This is a genomic window from Asanoa ferruginea (genome assembly GCF_003387075.1).
In the GTDB taxonomy this organism is placed as follows: Bacteria; Actinomycetota; Actinomycetes; order Mycobacteriales; family Micromonosporaceae; genus Asanoa; species Asanoa ferruginea.
In genome coordinates this window covers 8,761,790-8,776,785 of sequence record NZ_QUMQ01000001.1, presented here as the reverse complement: position 1 = coordinate 8,776,785, position 14,996 = coordinate 8,761,790, and the positions used below count along the sequence as shown (strand labels likewise).

Sequence of the window (14,996 nt, the reverse complement as noted above, 5' to 3'; positions counted from 1 at the left end):
CCGGGTGGTTAAGTGGTGTCACGCCATGCCGGCGTGGCAATGTGAGCGGGTGACCGAAACCGTTCCCGCTCAGTGGCTGCCGTTGCCCGACGTGGCGGAGCGCCTTGAGCTGACGATCAGCAAGGTGCGCCAGATGGTGCGCGACGGCTCGCTTCTCGCGGTCCGGCGCGAAGGCGTCCTGCGGGTGCCGGCTGAGCTCGTTGCCAACAAGACCGTGCTCAAGCACCTGCCGGGCGTCATCACGTTGCTGCACGACGCTGGGTACAACGACGAAGAGTGCCTGCGGTGGCTCTACGAGCCCGACGAGACGCTCCCCGGCCTGCCGGCGGTGGCACTCGGCGGCGACCAGGCCACCGAGGTGAAGCGCCGCGCGCAGGCGCTGGGCTTCTAGGCTTGAGGTTCGTCTACCTGGCGGTCCTGCTGGGCTGCCTGGCCGGTGCGCTGTGGCTGGAGCCCGCGCTGCGGGTCAACGTCCTGCGCCGGTGGCGTCGCCTGCTGCTCACCATCGTGCCGGTGATGGCGATCTTCGCGCTGTGGGACATCGCGGCGATCGCGGCCGGCCACTGGTCGTTCGACCCGATGCAGACCACGGGCATCCTGCTGCCCGGCCGCCTGCCGCTCGACGAACTGCTGTTCTTCCTGGTCGTGCCACTGTGCGCGATCCTCGGCTTCGAGGCGGTCCGCGCCGTGCTGCGCCTGCCGGCGGGAGACGAGTGACCTACACAACGGCGGCGTTGCTGGGCGCGATCGGCGCGCTCGGCGTCGACCTGTTCGTGCTGCGCACCCGGCTCGTGCTGCGGCCGGTCTTCTGGGCCACGTACCCGATCATCCTGTTCTTCCAGCTCCTGGCCAACGGGGTGCTGACGGGCCGGAACATCGTCCGCTACGACCCGGGGGCGATCATCGGACTGCGTCTGGTGTACGCGCCCGTCGAGGACCTGGTCTTCGGGTTCGCGTTGGTGTTGTTGACGTTGTCGCTGTGGGTGTTCTGGGGGCGGGCAGGGGTTCAGCGCTCGCCGGCGGCCGGGACTGGGTCGTCCTGGCTGCTGCGGTGGCTACGGAAGCGGTAGATGAGCGCGGCGACGATCGCGACGTCCAGGAACGCGCCCGGGAGTTTGGTCAGGACGGCGAGGCCCAGGCCGTTCGGGATGATCAGCGCGGTGATCGCGATGGCCGTTGCCGCGAGGGCGGTTCGGGTTCTGCCTGGTGGGGTCGCGCAGGCCAGGACGGCCAGCGGGGCGATCGCGTACCAGGGGTAGAAGACCGGCAGCAGGATCGCGGCGGCGGCGAGCGTCCAGCCCGCGGCGGCGATCACCTGGCGGCGGTGGGCGGTGGCGTTCGCTTGATCGTGGGTGGCGGCGGGTTTTGGTTGGTCGTAGCTCGCCAGGGCGGCCTGGTGGGGTCGGTCGTGGCCGGCTGTCGAGACGTCCGTGGCGCGGACCGGTGTGGGGCCTGGGTCGGCGAGCGGGATCGCCACGGATGGTGCGATGACCTCGTCGTTCCCGGCGGGTGCGGTGTCAGCTGACGTGGCCGCTCGGTCCGGGGGTTCGTTGTCCCTCAGGCCGCGGAGAGTTGCCTGGAGTGCCCGCCAACCGAGGGCAGCGGCGATTACGGCCAGGGCTACTACGCCGCAGATGCGGGCTGCGTAGACCGCGGTGTCTGCGGCGCCCGGCCAGCCCGCTGCCCTTAGGAGGTAGCCGACCGCCATGCCGATGCCGGTCGGCAGGGAGGTCCATTGCACCAGGCTGCCGGTGTCGGAGAGGGCGCCGAACCAGCCGAGGTCGAGGCCGGTGGCCAGGCTGGCGGCGGCGAAGACGAGCGCTCCCGTCGCGGTGACGGTGATCGCGGCGGCGGTGATGGCGGTGGTGGGGCGGCGCTTCGTCCGCCAGCCGGCTACCAGCAGGATGACGAAGGGGAGCGCGATGATCGCGGTGACTTTGACCGCGACGGCGAGGCCGATGAAGGTCCCGGCCGCGATCGCTGCCCGCCACGGCGGTCCTTCCGCCAGCCCCAGGGGTCGCGAGCCCTGCGCGGGGCCGTGCGATGGCAGGCCTTCTACTCGGCCGTGCGATGGCGGGTCTATTACGAGGCTTTGCGATTGCGGGCCTACCGCGGCGTCCCGCGACGGCGGGCCTGCTGCGAGGCCTTGCGATTGCGGGCCTACCGCCACGTCTTGCGACGGCGGGTCTGCTGCGAGGCCTTGCGATTGCGGGCCTATCACGGCGTCCTGCGACGGCGGGCCTATTACGAGGCCTTGCGATCGGAGGCCTGCTACGAGACCTTCCGATCGCGCGCCTGCCGCGGCGTCGTGCGACGGCGGGCCGGAGGAGCCGTCCTCGATTGGTGCCGGATGGTCGGTTGGGGACTGCCCCCCGTTTGTTCGGCGGCTCGCGTTCGCGCTGGTCGCGACCGCCAGTGCCGCCACGGTCAGACCGGCGGTGAGCGCGTCGTTGTGTGCTCCCGAGACCAGATGGACTGCGACTAGTGGCGAGAGCAGTGCGAGCCAACGTGCGGCGGTCGGTGCGATCCCGGCGGCGGTGGCGAGCCGCCCGGCGTAGATCGCGATCAGCACACCGCCGATGAGGGCGACGATCCGGAGGACGGTGACCGCCGCGAGCAGTTGATGCCCGGCCGGCCCGCCGACGGCCCGACCGACCGCGGCGGCGGCGCCGGACAGCGCGACCCCGACCGGCCCGTAGGGCGCCGGCGTGTGCAGCCACAGGTCGGGCACCGAGCCGGCCCAGGAGCAACCGCCGTCGGCGGCACCGACCGCGTAGGGGTCGAGGCCGGAGTTCCAGATCTGGCCCTGGCAGGCGTAGGAGTAGACGTCGCGGCTGGCCAGCGGTGGTGCGAGCAGCAGGGGCAGCGCCCAGAGCGCACCCGTGCCGATCAGCCAGCGGCTGCTGACGGCGCTGAGCCGCTTGCCGAGTCGCCACCAGGCGGTGGACAGGATCGTGAGCCCGACCACCCATCCGGCCAGCCCGAGCCAGAAGCCGACGCCCGGAGTGCCGGCACCACGCAGCCCCGCGCCGGGATCTCTCCCCGGCAACGCCCCCGCTCCGTACGCCCCAGCGGCGACAACCGCGACCCCGACAAGCCCGGTGACGCGCAGACCCCACGGGCTGTCCAGGCCACGCACGTCGTCGATGATCCCACGCCGGCCACCGCCACCCCACCGCCGCCGGCGGGCGCCGGGACGCGGGGGTCAGTCGGTGCGGGTGGTGGCCAGGTGGGCGAGGCCGGTGAGGGCGATGCGGGCCGGGCCTGGCTCAGTCGGTGCGGGTGGTGGCCGCGTGGGCGAGGTCGATCAGGGCGCCGCGGGCTTCCGGGTCGATCGGTGCCGATTCGATCGCCGACAGGGCCGAGGTCAGCAGCGCGTCGATCCGCTGCTCGGTGCGGTCGGCGGCGCCGCTGGCCACGATGATCTCGCGGAGGTGGGCGATGCCGACCGCGTCGAGGTCGCGGGAGCCGAGCAGGCGGCGGAGGTCGCCGCGGCCGGCCTCGTCGGCCGTTTCGAACGCGGCCGCGACCAGGAATGTGCGTTTGCCCTCACGGAGGTCGTCGCCCGCCGGTTTGCCGGTCTGCGCCGGGTCGCCGAACACGCCCAACATGTCGTCGCGGAGCTGGAACGCCTCGCCGAGCGGCAGCCCGTAGCTCGAGTAGGCCGCGCCGACCTCCGCCGGCGCCGCCGCGAGCGCTGCGCCGAGCAGCAGGGGTCGCTCGACCGTGTATTTCGCCGACTTCAGGCGCGCGACCTTGCCGGCGCGCTCGACGGAGGTGTCGCCGGTCGCCTGGGTGAGGACGTCGAGGTATTGGCCGATGGTCACCTCCGTGCGCATCTCGTCGAAGACCGGGCGGGCCCGGGACAGCGCTGCGGGGTCGAGCCCGCCGGCGTGCAGCAACTCGTCGGACCAGACCAGGCACAGGTCGCCGAGCAGGACCGCGGCCGAGTCGCCGAAGCCGTCGGCGTCGCCGGACCAGCCGTGGGCGCGGTGCCGGCCCGCGAAGCGGCGGTGCACCGCGGGCTCGCCGCGCCGGGTGTCGGAACGGTCGATGAGGTCGTCGTGGATGAGGGCGCTCGCCTGGACGAGCTCGAGCGCCGCGAGCGCGGTAACCACCTGGTCGGAGTCGTGGCCGCCGGCCCCGCGGAAGCCCCAGTAGCCGAACGCCGGCCGTAACCGCTTGCCGCCGCGCAGGACGAAGGCCTCGATCGCGTCGGCGACCGGCGCCAGCGCGCTGTCGACCTGTGCCATCCAGGCCCGCCGGTCGGCCAGGAACCAGGCCAGCGACTTGTCGACGCGCTGCCGCAGCCCGACCCGGTCGGTGATGGGAAGGCCGGCACCGGCGATCGGGCGGACGGTGTCGGAAGGGTCCGGGCCGGCGGCGTCGGAAGGGCTGGTCGGCTCGGTCACGCCACGACGCTAGGGTCAATCGGCGCGAACGACAACCGGGCCGGTAACGGCCGGGTCCGCCCACCGCCACGGACGGTCGCGGCACCCCACGGCGGGCGGCGCGCGACCGCGGGCCGCCCGGACCATGCCGGAGCGGCACCCCCATCGACGCCCCTCACTAGTCATCGCCTGCCACCCGATCACCGGCGGACCGCTCGTCGCGCACCGGGCGGGGCAGGTAGGGCCGGGCCGCCACCAGCAGGTCGGCGTAGTCGCGTGCGGCGGGCAGCCGGGCGTGTGGAGCGAGCCGGTCACCGAACGTGGTCAGCACGTCGAGCGCCCGCGTCGACCCGGACCGGATCGTGTCGAGCAAAGCGCCGCTGGCCGCCAGCAACGCACCGTCGGCCTCGCCGGCACCGAGCCGGGCATGGGCCAGCCAGGCCTGGTCGAGCGCGGCGGTGCGTGGCTGGCCGGAGCGCGCCGCCGCCCGGGAGAGCAGTGGCAGCGCCCGGGCCGACCGGCCGAGGGCGGCCAGGCACCGGCCGGCCAGCGCGTCGAACTCGCCATCGTCGAGCCAGTAGAGCCACGGCGGGTCATGCTCGGCGGCCCGACGCTCGGTCGCGCGCTGCGCGGCCGTAAGTGCGGCCTCGGCGGCGCCGCGCAGCCCGGCCGACGCGGCCGCGAACGCGATCCGGTGCAACAGCAACGCCCGCCCGGAGGCCGACAGCGCCCGCCGCGAGCCCGCATAGGCGGTGCGGGCCAGCAGCAGCGCGGGCGCCGGATCGCCCGAGCCGGCCAGCAGGTGGCTGGCCGAGCCGAGCACGTGGCCGGCCAGCGGCCGGTCGCCGGCGACCGCCGCCGCGCCCAACGCCGTGCGGTAGGCGGACAGCGCACCGACCGCGTCACCGGCGTCGCCGAGGGTCCAGCCGCGGAGCTGGGCCACCTCGGCCCGTAGCCGCGCCGCCTTGCGGGTCGGCGTCGTGCCGGGCGGCGAGGTCGTGGCGTGCGCCGCGGCAGCCGCCAGCCCGTGCACCGTGGCCGCCAGGTCGGCGCCACCGATCACGTCGTCGAGCCGGCGGGCGGCGACCAACCGGGCGGTCACCTCGGCCACGGACGGCCGCTCGGGTCGTGCCGCGCCCGATGGTGCGACCGGCGCCGGACCGATCAGCGCCGTCTCGTCGCTGGTCAGCCAGGTGTGCGCGAGGCCGAGCAGGTCGAGCCCGACCCGGTCGCGGGTCTCCCGCCGGCCCGGACCGGCGCGGCCGGGTGGCGCGACCAGCCGGTGGCGGACCCGGCTGCGCTCGGCGGCGGCGGCCAGGCCGTCGGCGGGCGCGTCGAGCACCGCAGCGAGCCAACCCAGCCAGAAGTCGGCCGGCAGGCGCTCCTCGCGCTCCCAGCGACTGACCTCGTGGCGGGTCACCGTCGAGCTGCCCGAGGCGGCGCAGAGCTGCTCCGCCAGGCGTAGTTGGCTCCAACCCCGGCGTAGCCGGAGCTGGGCCAGATAGGCACCGAATGGTGGGCGCGGACCCGCCGCGTCGAACGGGTGTGGTGGCAGGGCGGACATCATGGAACCTCCCCGAGCAGCGGTGCGGCGGTGCACGCCTGCGGCCCCCGGACGCCGTGGCACGGCATCCCCGCGCGCCGACCAGTGGACCGTGGGGGCGGCCCGCGGCGCGTAGAACATATGTACCCCACAGGCCCGACGTTTTCCCGTACCCATCCCGCCGCCAACCCCGTCACCAGCGCGAACCCGCGTTATCCACAGGCGCTCGGTGCGCCGCCCCGCCAACACCCCCAGCCGGTACGCTCGACCCGTGGCGCTAGGACTCCCTTCGATCCTTCCGGGATCGCAACCGTCGATCGGCGACCTCGTTCGCGACGAGGCCCCGACCTTCTCTTTCGAGTTCTTCCCGCCCAAAACCCCCGAAGGCGAGGTGCAGCTGTGGCGGGCGATCCGCGAGCTCGAGCCGCTCCAGCCGTCCTTCGTCTCGATCACCTACGGCGCCGGCGGCACCACCCGTGACACCACGGTCGCGGTGACCGAGCGGGTCGCGACCGAGACCACGCTGCTCCCGATGGCCCACCTGACGGCCGTCAACCACTCCGTTGCCGAGCTGCGCAACGTGATCGGCCGGCTGGCCGGTGCCGGCATCCGCAACATCCTCGCCGTCCGCGGCGACCCGCCCGGCAACCCCAACGGCGAGTGGGTCCGCCACCCCGAGGGCGTCGACTACGCCGAAGACCTCGTCCGGATCATCCGCGAGTCGGGCGACTTCTGCGTCGGCGTGGCCGCCTTTCCTTATAAGCACCCGCGGTCGCCCGACATAGCGAGCGACACCGAGCACTTCATCCGCAAGTGCCGCTCCGGCGCCGACTTCGCGATCACCCAGATGTTCTTCGACGGCGACGACTACCTGCGGCTCCGCGACCGGGTGGCCGCCTCCGGCTGCGACACCCCGATCCTGCCCGGCGTGATGCCGGTGACCAGGCTGAGCACGATCGCCCGGTCCGAGCAGCTCTCCGGCGCGCCGTTCCCGGCGGCGCTGGCCGAGCAGTTCGCCCGGGTGGCCGACGACGACGAAGCGGTCCGCAAGCTCGGCATCGAGCAGGCCAGCCGGATGTGCCAGCGGCTGATCGACGAGGGCGTGCCCGGCATCCACTTCATCACCCTCAACCGCTCGACGGCGACCCGCGACGTGTGGCAAAACCTCCGGGTCGAAGCCCGCGTGTGACCTCGACCGCCGACAGACGGTTGAGCTGACGTGGGCACACGGCTGGGTTGGAACGAATACGCGTCCAGGTGGGCGGCGTTGCACGGCGGCTTCGACCCGCGGCAGGCGGGCACGGCCGTCCGCGGCTGGGTCCGACTGTCCTATGAGATCGGTTCGCGCCTGGGCCGCCTCGGGATCACCCCGACCCCGGTCACGGTGGTCGGCCTGCTGCTCTGCGCGCTGGTCCCGATCGCCGCGACCCGCGCCCCGTCGGGCCTGTTCGCGGCCGCGATCCTGGTCCTGCTGGCCGCGGTGGCCGACAGCGTCGACGGCGCCGTCGCGGTGGCCACCGACCGGGCCACCCGCCTGGGCTACGTCTACGACTCGGTGGCCGACCGCCTCGGCGAGATCTGCTGGCTGGTGGCCTTCTGGGTGGCCGGCGCGCCCGCACCCCTCGTCTTCACCGCCGGCGCGCTGTCCTGGCTGCACGAATACATCCGCGCCCGGGCCACCGCGGCCGGCATGACCGAGATCGGCACGGTCACGGTCGGCGAACGCCCGAGCCGGGTCAGCGTCACCGTCGTGGCCTTCGTCGTCGCGGCAGCGGCCGGCGGCCTCGACAAAGACCTGACGCCGGGCACCCTGACCGTCTTCCTGGCCATCTGGGTCCTGCTCGCCGCCTTCGGCCTGACCCAACTCTTCCGCGCGGTCCGCCGCCTGCTCCGCTGACGCGTGCGCGCCTCTAGCGCAGCCCGGCGCGGTGCAGGACGTCGATGATGACGGTGGACTTCAGGGCCGCGTATTCGGCCATGTAGGTCAGATTCGCGGCGGCGATGCGGCGTTTCTCGGCCGCGTAGCGGTCGCGGTCTTCCGGGTGGGCCCGGAGCCAGTCCCGGAAGATCAGGTGGCGGAGGTGTTCGTCGCAGTCGGGGCCGAAGACGTGCACGTTCGCCATGGGGGAGAAGCCGTGCAGGCAGCGGTGGTCATACCAGTCCGGTTCGCGCACCCGCAGCACGTAGCCGGCCGACTCCAGCGCCGGTAGGTAGGCGGGCTCGTCGCGCGGGTCGGCGACGATCACGTCGATGTCCAGACGCGCCTTGGCCGCCAGACCGGGCACCGACGTCGACCCGACGTGCTCGATAGCCAGCGCCGCTGGGCCGAGTGCTGAGCGGATGGTGGCGGCGTGCTTCTCATACAGCGTCGGCCAGGCGGGGTCGTAGGGCACGATCTCGATGGGCCCGGGCAATCTGGTCACGTTGTCGTCCACGTGCCGCTCGCGCAGCCACTCCTCGGTAACCGGCGGCGACGGCTCAGGCAACGGCGGCAAACGCATCCCGCGACCCTAACGGGTGCCGGCCCTGCGCGGTGGCGGCCGTGCGCGGTCGCAGTCCTGCGCGGTGCCGGCCCTGGCGTTGGCCCGCACGGCGTTGGCCCGCACGGCGTTGGCCCGCACGGTGCTGGGCCTCGCGGCGCTGCGCCTCGCGGTGCCGGCCCTAACGGGTCCCGACCTGGCGCGCCGGCCCGACGGACTCGGCGACGATCTTGGCTGAGAGGGCTACCATCGGCAGCCCGCCACCCGGATGCGCGGACCCACCGACCAGAAACAGCCCCCGCACCGGCCCACGGTTAGCCGGCCGCAACAACCCGCCGGCCGTCCCGTAGATCGCCCCACCCGGCGCCCCCGCGCTGCGTTCCAGCGAAGCCGGCGTCAGCACCTCCCGAAACAGCACCCGATCGCGAACGTCAAACCCCCGCGCCGCGAGCACCGACAGCACCCGATCTGCATAGGCATCGGCCAACCCCGGCCGGTCCCAGTCAACGGCCCCCGGACCGATCCCGTGTCGCGGCGCGTTGACCAGCACGAACCACGCCTCGTGCCCCTCCGGCCGGACCAGCGGATCGTCAGCCACGGTCACGAACACGGTCGGATCCGCGGCGGGCCGGGCCGGCGCGCCGAAGATCGCGTCGAACTCCGCGTCATAGTCAGTGGGAAAGAGAACCGTGTGGTGGGCCAGCCCGGGCGTCCGCCCTCGCAACCCCAACAGCACGACGAACCCCGCGAGGCTGCGGTCGGCCAGCCGCCCGAGCCGTCGCGGCGCCGGCAACAGGTCGCGATACAACGTCAGCGCATCCACATTGGACACCACCACGTCGGCGGGCACGAACGCCGAACCCACCCGCACCCCGTTGACCCGCCCGCCGGCGGCCGAGATCCGGGTCACCGCCGCCCCGGTCCGCACGGAAACGCCCAGCGCCTCGCACCGCGACAGCAGCGCGTCGGCCAGCGTCGCCAGGCCGCCGGGAAGATACCAACCACCGAAGGACAGCTCCGCGTACGGCACCGCCACCAGCGCGGCCGGCGCCCGCCGGGGGTCCGCTCCCGTATAGGTCGCGTAGCGGTCCAGCAGCATCCGCAGCCGCGGATCACCCAGGTGCCGCCGGCCCAGCCCGCGCAACGACATGCCGGGCGCCACCGCAGCCAGGTCGCCGAACCGCCACGCCAGCCCGGCCAGCGCCGCCGGCGAGTCGAGCGGCCGCCGCAGAATGTCCCGCCACGACGCCGTCCAGACCCGACCGGCCCGCCGCCACAACGTCGCCCAGTCAGCTGCCGCATCCGACCCGAAAGCCGCGTCGATCCGATCAAGAAACACCCCGGGATCAGCCGACGAGTCCAGCACCGTCCCGTCCGGGAACACGTGCCGCACCACCGGATCCAGCGGCACCAGCTCCGGCGCGCCGCCGCCGAGGTCGGCGAACAGCTCGTCGAAGACCTGCGGCAACGTCAGCAGGCTCGGCCCGGTGTCGAACCGGTAGGTGCCCTCCGGCCGCTCCACCACGAGCCGCCCGAGCTTGCCACCGACCACCGTGGACCGCTCGTACACCGTGACCCGATGCCCGCCCGCCGCGAGCCGTGCCGCACAGGCCAGCCCACCCACGCCCGCGCCGATCACCACGACCTCAGCCATGCCCGCCTCCACCCGTCACCACGGCACCACCGGCCGGTCCCGCCAGCGCAGCACCCCGGCCCGGCGGAGCCGGTAGGAACGCGCGACCAGCCACCCGAACAACAGCACTGACACCGGCTGCCCCAGCGGGTCGGGCCACCGCCGCCCGCCGGTCGCCGCCGCGCTGATCACCCGGCCGAACACCCCGAGCAGGTAGCCGACCAGCCCGGCCAGCACCAGGCGCGGCGAGCCGGCAACGACCCCACCGAGGAACAGCGGCACGGGCACGACGTACACCAGGCACAACAGCAGGACCACCGCCGCCGCACCGACCCGGGACCCGAAGGACGCCCACAGCGACTTCGTATACCCGTCGACGAGCGAGTGCCACGACTCGTACATCCGGCACGACGCGATCCGCGATCCGTCGGCCAGCGCGATCCGCCCGCCGGCCCGCTTCACCGCGCGCGCCAGGGCGATGTCCTCGAGCACCGAGCCGCGTACCCCCGCATGCCCGCCTGCCGCCCGATAGGCCGACCGGTCCGCGACCAGAAACTGCCCACCGGCCGCGGCCAACGACGGGCGCGCCGAGCGCTCCATCGCCCGCAGCGGCAGGAACGTCAGCCACGACCACTGCAACAGCGGCTGCACCAGCCGCTCACCCCACGACCCCACGACAATCCGGGGGTACGCGCTGAGCAGCCCGACCTTCGACGACCGGAGCAGCGCGGCGGCACCCGCGACCGCGTCCGGTGCCAGCACGACGTCGGCGTCGACGAAGACGAGCACGTCGGCGTCGGTCGCGTCCGCGAGTTGCTGGCAGGCGTGCGGCTTGCCGAGCCAACCCGCCGGCAGCGGCGCACCGGTCAGCAGCCGCACGCGCGGGTCGTCGCCGGCCAGCGCGCGCACCAGGTCTGCGGTGCCGTCGGTCGAGTCGTCGTCGAGGACCAGGATGGACAGTCCGGGTACGCCGCGCTGTGCGAGCAGCGACCGCAGGCACGGACCGACCCGGGCCTCCTCGTCGCGCACCGGGAGCAGCACGGCCACCGGGTCGGTGAACGACGCCGCGACCGGCCGGCGCAGGAGCCGGGCGTTGACGAGCGCGTGCAGGGTCAGCAGGCCGGCCAGCGTCGCCGGCAGCCAGATCAGCGTGGCCATGCGCGTACCCGAAAAGTCAATGGCACTGCGACCAGGCCCATGGCCAGCGCGCCCCAACCCGCAGACGCGGGCAGGCCCAGGAACGCGGCGTGCGCGAGGATGCTGGAGTAGTAGGTCCAGAGATAGAGGGCATACATCGGCGCGTCGCGGCCGGGGGAGGTCGGGCCGGCGAGCCCGGCGAACAGCGCCATCATCAGGACCGCGACGACCAGCCAGCCGGCGTAGTTGCCCAGCGGCACGTCAGGCACCCCCGGCAGGCTCGGCGACGGGTCGGACCAGGTCCAATAGCCCTCGGCGACCATCTGCGGGTCGAGGAAGAGGTCCCAGGCGGCGAGGCCGACGCCGGCGACCAGGATTCGCGCGGCCGGGTGGCGGACCAGCCGGACCGCCGCGAGCCAGGCCGGCCAGGCCATCCAGGTCCAGGCGAGCGGGATCACCACGGGCACACCGGCGATCTTCGGGCCGAGGGCGTCCGAATACGCGTAGTCACCGAACGGGAAGCCGCTGGACACGCCCGCCGCTTCGACCAGGAGCCCGCCGCCGGTGGTGACCAGCACCAACGCGGTGGCGACGCGGGGGCCGCGGGTGAGCGCGGCGTGCGAGACCGACAGCAGGTAACCGAGCGCGACCGTGGTGATGGTGAGCGCCGCCCGTGCGCCGCCGCCGGTCAGCGGGTAGCAGATCTGGGCCAGGATCAGCAGGCCCAGCCCGAGCCAGGGCAGCCCGCGGGTCATTCCCCGGACGGCGCGGCCAGCGGCAGGTCGCGGCCGAGCACCGCGAAGGCCCGCTCGTCGCCGGGGAAGCGGAAGTGGCGCAGCACGTCGACGAACCCGAAGCTGCGGTAGAGCCGCCAGGCGCGCGACTTCTGCTCGTCGGCCTCCGGGGTGGACAGCAGGGTGGTCGCACCCGGCGCCATCCCGAGCAGGGCGCGCAATTGGCGGGCGCCGACCCCGTGCCCCTGCGCGGCCGGGCGCACGTGCAACTCGACGACCTCGAAGCAGTCGGTCAGCCAGCGCTTGCGATGCTCCTCGCTCAGCGCGGACCGGACCTGGTCGTGCCACCACTGCCCGGCGCCGGAGACATAGCCGTAGCCGAAACCGGCGAGCTGACCCTCGGTGGTCAGCGTGGCGACGGCACGGAACCCGGACCGGCGCACGTGCGTGGCGATGATGCCGCGCCGGGCCTCCATCAGCTCCGGCCGGTAACCCATCGCCTCGCCGTAGACGGCCACCACGTCGTCGAGCCGACGTGCCAGGTCGTCCGGCTTCCACGGCACCAGCCTCATGCCGGATCGCTCCTTGTCATCTCTGCCCAGCCGAGCACCTCGCGGTCACCCATGATGCCGCACACCGCGAACCGGGCGAAAAGCTCCTCGGAATACCAGCCAACCTGAGTCGTCCGGGCGATGGCGGCGCGATGCTCGGGCCGACGGTACGCGAAGGCCACCAGATCTGCCGCGTTTCGCCACACGGTGACGGTGCCCTGCCAGCCGATCGGCGCCTCGCCGATGCCGAACCGGGCGAGCAGGCCGGGTGCGTCTCTCAGGGCTGCCGCCACCGGGGGGATGGCCCGCCAGAAGGTCGCGGTCCGCGCCGGCTTGAGCCGGGCCCGGGTCAGAGCGAGGACCATTCCGGGTGTACGGGCGGTGCCCGCGAACGGCTCCCGCCCACTCCAGGTGCCCCGGCTGGAGATCGGGGCGAGGTCGATCCGGGCGTACCCGATGCTCCGCCTGGTCCAGCCGGCGATGGCCGGCGGTTCCGATGCTTCCCGGTCGTGCACGAGCAGCGCCGCCCAGCGGGTCGCGTCGACGTCGCCCGGGCCGAAGCCGGTGCCGGTACCCGTGCCGAGAAGCTTGGCGAACCGAACGCCGGGGTGCCGCCGGAGACGGCGCCGGTCGATGGCCATGCGGGCGAGCACCTCCGGGAGGGCCCGCCTCGGCATCCGCCAGACGTGCAGGGTAACGACCGTGTCCATCGGGTCCCAGTCTCCACCCAGCGTGCTCGGCCCGGGTGTTCAGGCGGCCCGTTCGGGCGGGCCGTTCGGGCGGCCCGTTCGGGCGGGCCATCGGTGGCCGGTTCGGGCGGGTCGTTGGGCAGCCGGTTTGGGTGGTCGTTGGGCGGCCGGTTTGGGCGGGTCGTTGGTGGCCGGTTCGGGCGGCCGGTTCGGACGGATCGTTGGTGACCGGTTCGGGCGGGTCTTGGAGCGGACGGGGGGTCTTGGAGCGGCCGGGCGGGTTGTCGAGCGACCGGGTCGCGTCGTCGGGCGGCCGAGCGGGTCGTTGGGTGCCTCGTTCGGGCGAGCCGTTGGACGGCCGGTTCCCGGCCCGCCGTTGAGCGGGCCGGTCAGGCGACGTCGGTGACCGTGCCGCCGGTGAGGCGTTCGAGTTCGGCCGGGGTGATCGGGAAGACCGCGTGCGGGATGCCGCCGGCGGCCCAGACCTCGTCGAAGGCGAAGAGCGCGGTGTCGACGAGCGTGCGCATGGCCGGCAGGCCGGGGTGGATCGGTGCGACGCCGCCGATCACCTGGCCGGTGTGTGCCCGGACGAAGTCGGGCGAGGCCCGCTTGACCTTCTCGATTCCGTGCTCCTTGGCGACCCGGGCGGTGTCGACCCGGTGCGCGCCGCTGGTGAGCACCAGCAGCGGCGCGCCGTCAGCGTCGAAGACCAGTGAGTTGGCGATCGCGCCGACCTCGACGCCGACCTGGGCGGCGGCCGCGGCGGCGGTGGGTGCGGCGTCTTCGAGGATGCGGACCTGGCTGGGCTGGCCGGCGGCGTCGCGGGCACCGGCGGCGTCGAGCGCGTCCTGGACGGCGCGGACGTTGGCGTGCGGTTGCATCTGGACACGTTCTCACGCCGGGCCCGATGGGCGCGCCTGGGTTTCTGCTCGGGGTGTTCACGCTGGTGGGAGCCGTTTTCCGGCCCCCGCGAAACATCAGCGGATGTCACCTCGCGTCGCGTTGCTTTTTTGTCGGACCCAAGGTGTACTCTTCTTGTAGTTAGAACGCGTGTTCGATTAGCTCGCACACTCGTTCTGGCGATCCGGGAGACCCACGATTCGCGGCGTGGCTCCCGGGAGGTGCGGCTTCGCGGGCCGCACATCAGGCAGGACCGTCGTCCGCCGCCCTCGACCCCCGGGCGGCGGACGACGGACCAGCCGACCCTTGCCGGTCGGGTGTGGTGTGGGGAAGCGTCACGCCCGACCGGCAACTCGGAAACACCGCTGCGTCTTCCTCCGCGGCGGGCAACGTCCCGCGGGTCCTCCGGGCCCGTGCGCAGGCTTTGCATACGCGGAGGAGACGAAGTTCCATGACGACCAGCCCGGCCCAGGCGCCGACCGTGCCGGCCCACGTGCTGCCGCACCGCACGCCGGCCCAGCTGCTCGCGATCGCCCGGCACGGCCTCGCGGAGGCGGCACAGACCCGCCCCGACGGCCTGCGCTACGCCGCCGCCCACCTCGCCGCCCTGCGCGCCGCGGCGGCGATGCTCGCCGCCCGGGCCCGTCCCTCGCCGACCCGGCGCAACCGGATCACCAGCGTCTGGGCACTGCTGGTGATGGTGGCGCCCGAGCTCGACGAGTGGGCCACCTACTTCGCCGCCGGGGCCACGAAGCGCGCCGCCGCCGAGGCGGGCATCCCCCGGGTGGTGACCGCCCGCGAGGCCGACGACCTGCTCCGCGCCGCCGAGCAGTTCGTGGCCGTGGTCGAGGTCGCGCTCGGCATCGCACACCAGCCGTCGCTCGACGGTCTGGCCGCCTGACACCGCCACCTCGCACGGCCGGCAAGCAGCACAACCA

At 73.7% G+C, this 14,996-nt stretch carries 17 protein-coding genes; 7 read left to right on the top strand and 10 right to left on the bottom strand.

Annotated features, from left to right (window positions below):
* Positions 1-25: 25 nt before the first annotated feature.
* The 3 genes from DFJ67_RS40820 to DFJ67_RS40810 are packed head-to-tail and all read left to right on the top strand — an operon-like array spanning position 26 to position 1,070.
* A complete protein-coding gene (locus tag DFJ67_RS40820) occupies positions 26-391 on the top strand; it encodes an Rv2175c family DNA-binding protein (RefSeq protein WP_116074922.1) in 366 nt (121 codons plus the stop codon).
* 2 nt (positions 392-393) lie between these two features.
* Positions 394-717: a lycopene cyclase domain-containing protein gene (locus DFJ67_RS40815; protein WP_116074920.1), complete on the top strand. Its 324-nt coding sequence runs from the start codon at positions 394-396 to the stop codon at positions 715-717.
* Complete coding sequence (locus DFJ67_RS40810; protein WP_116074918.1) at positions 714-1,070, top strand: lycopene cyclase domain-containing protein; 357 nt, start codon at positions 714-716, stop codon at positions 1,068-1,070. Before DFJ67_RS40815 ends, DFJ67_RS40810 begins: the two co-directional genes overlap by 4 nt.
* Here the strand turns inward: DFJ67_RS40810 and mptB are convergent.
* The 3 genes from mptB to DFJ67_RS40795 form a co-directional block, all read right to left on the bottom strand.
* Positions 1,007-3,139, bottom strand: a complete 2,133-nt coding sequence (gene mptB, locus DFJ67_RS40805; RefSeq protein ID WP_239097190.1) for a polyprenol phosphomannose-dependent alpha 1,6 mannosyltransferase MptB — start codon at positions 3,137-3,139, stop codon at positions 1,007-1,009. The genes DFJ67_RS40810 and mptB overlap by 64 nt on opposite strands.
* 130 nt (positions 3,140-3,269) lie before the next feature.
* The gene (locus DFJ67_RS40800; protein WP_116077241.1) at positions 3,270-4,253 is read right to left on the bottom strand and encodes a polyprenyl synthetase family protein; all 984 of its coding nucleotides are present in this window, start codon (positions 4,251-4,253) and stop codon (positions 3,270-3,272) included.
* Between the two features lie 316 nt (positions 4,254-4,569).
* Entirely contained in the window at positions 4,570-5,958 is a 1,389-nt protein-coding gene (locus DFJ67_RS40795; RefSeq protein WP_239097191.1) for an NsdA family TPR-like regulatory protein, read from the bottom strand.
* 247 nt (positions 5,959-6,205) lie between these two features.
* Between DFJ67_RS40795 and metF the strand changes: the two genes are divergently transcribed.
* Entirely contained in the window at positions 6,206-7,123 is a 918-nt protein-coding gene (gene metF / locus DFJ67_RS40790) for a methylenetetrahydrofolate reductase [NAD(P)H] (protein WP_116074916.1), read from the top strand.
* 30 nt (positions 7,124-7,153) lie between these two features.
* Positions 7,154-7,831 (top strand): CDP-alcohol phosphatidyltransferase family protein, encoded by a 678-nt coding sequence (locus tag DFJ67_RS40785; RefSeq protein ID WP_116074913.1) that lies wholly within the window; start codon positions 7,154-7,156, stop codon positions 7,829-7,831.
* A gap of 13 nt (positions 7,832-7,844) precedes the next feature.
* Here the strand turns inward: DFJ67_RS40785 and DFJ67_RS40780 are convergent, their stop codons facing one another.
* Positions 7,845-8,435, bottom strand: coding sequence for a GrpB family protein (locus DFJ67_RS40780; RefSeq protein ID WP_116074911.1), 591 nt, complete (start codon positions 8,433-8,435; stop codon positions 7,845-7,847).
* Between the two features lie 16 nt (positions 8,436-8,451).
* Here DFJ67_RS40780 and DFJ67_RS43125 point away from each other — a divergent pair, with 16 nt between their 5' ends.
* Positions 8,452-8,652, top strand: a complete 201-nt coding sequence (locus tag DFJ67_RS43125) for a hypothetical protein (protein ID WP_170216182.1) — start codon at positions 8,452-8,454, stop codon at positions 8,650-8,652.
* Here the strand turns inward: DFJ67_RS43125 and DFJ67_RS40775 are convergent.
* The 6 genes from DFJ67_RS40775 to DFJ67_RS40750 form a co-directional block, all read right to left on the bottom strand.
* Positions 8,596-10,068: a phytoene desaturase family protein gene (locus DFJ67_RS40775; protein WP_116074909.1), complete on the bottom strand. Its 1,473-nt coding sequence runs from the start codon at positions 10,066-10,068 to the stop codon at positions 8,596-8,598. The genes DFJ67_RS43125 and DFJ67_RS40775 overlap by 57 nt on opposite strands.
* Positions 10,069-10,083: 15 nt before the next feature.
* Positions 10,084-11,196, bottom strand: coding sequence for a glycosyltransferase family 2 protein (locus DFJ67_RS40770; RefSeq protein WP_409362915.1), 1,113 nt, complete (start codon positions 11,194-11,196; stop codon positions 10,084-10,086).
* On the bottom strand, positions 11,193-11,939 hold the full coding sequence (locus DFJ67_RS40765) for a carotenoid biosynthesis protein (protein WP_116074905.1): 747 nt from the start codon (positions 11,937-11,939) through the stop codon (positions 11,193-11,195). Before DFJ67_RS40765 ends, DFJ67_RS40770 begins: the two co-directional genes overlap by 4 nt.
* Entirely contained in the window at positions 11,936-12,490 is a 555-nt protein-coding gene (locus DFJ67_RS40760; protein WP_116074903.1) for a GNAT family N-acetyltransferase, read from the bottom strand. The genes DFJ67_RS40765 and DFJ67_RS40760 overlap by 4 nt, the downstream gene beginning before the upstream one ends.
* Positions 12,487-13,179, bottom strand: a complete 693-nt coding sequence (locus tag DFJ67_RS40755) for a monooxygenase (protein WP_116074901.1) — start codon at positions 13,177-13,179, stop codon at positions 12,487-12,489. The genes DFJ67_RS40760 and DFJ67_RS40755 overlap by 4 nt, the downstream gene beginning before the upstream one ends.
* 368 nt (positions 13,180-13,547) lie before the next feature.
* Positions 13,548-14,039 (bottom strand): YbaK/EbsC family protein, encoded by a 492-nt coding sequence (locus tag DFJ67_RS40750; protein ID WP_116074899.1) that lies wholly within the window; start codon positions 14,037-14,039, stop codon positions 13,548-13,550.
* Between the two features lie 470 nt (positions 14,040-14,509).
* Between DFJ67_RS40750 and DFJ67_RS40745 the strand changes: the two genes are divergently transcribed.
* Positions 14,510-14,959: an SAV_6107 family HEPN domain-containing protein gene (locus tag DFJ67_RS40745; protein WP_116074896.1), complete on the top strand. Its 450-nt coding sequence runs from the start codon at positions 14,510-14,512 to the stop codon at positions 14,957-14,959.
* Positions 14,960-14,996: the final 37 nt, after the last annotated feature.

Coding starts and splice junctions, on each gene's coding strand:
- DFJ67_RS40755 (WP_116074901.1), bottom strand. CDS start 13,179: ATGGACACGGTCGTTACCCTGCACGTCTGGCGGATGCCGAGGCGGGCC.
- DFJ67_RS40745 (WP_116074896.1), top strand. CDS start 14,510: ATGACGACCAGCCCGGCCCAGGCGCCGACCGTGCCGGCCCACGTGCTG.
- DFJ67_RS40775 (WP_116074909.1), bottom strand. CDS start 10,068: ATGGCTGAGGTCGTGGTGATCGGCGCGGGCGTGGGTGGGCTGGCCTGT.
- DFJ67_RS40780 (WP_116074911.1), bottom strand. CDS start 8,435: ATGCGTTTGCCGCCGTTGCCTGAGCCGTCGCCGCCGGTTACCGAGGAG.
- DFJ67_RS40800 (WP_116077241.1), bottom strand. CDS start 4,253: ATGGCACAGGTCGACAGCGCGCTGGCGCCGGTCGCCGACGCGATCGAG.
- DFJ67_RS40820 (WP_116074922.1), top strand. CDS start 26: ATGCCGGCGTGGCAATGTGAGCGGGTGACCGAAACCGTTCCCGCTCAG.
- DFJ67_RS40750 (WP_116074899.1), bottom strand. CDS start 14,039: ATGCAACCGCACGCCAACGTCCGCGCCGTCCAGGACGCGCTCGACGCC.
- DFJ67_RS40760 (WP_116074903.1), bottom strand. CDS start 12,490: ATGAGGCTGGTGCCGTGGAAGCCGGACGACCTGGCACGTCGGCTCGAC.
- DFJ67_RS40765 (WP_116074905.1), bottom strand. CDS start 11,939: ATGACCCGCGGGCTGCCCTGGCTCGGGCTGGGCCTGCTGATCCTGGCC.
- DFJ67_RS40795 (WP_239097191.1), bottom strand. CDS start 5,958: ATGATGTCCGCCCTGCCACCACACCCGTTCGACGCGGCGGGTCCGCGC.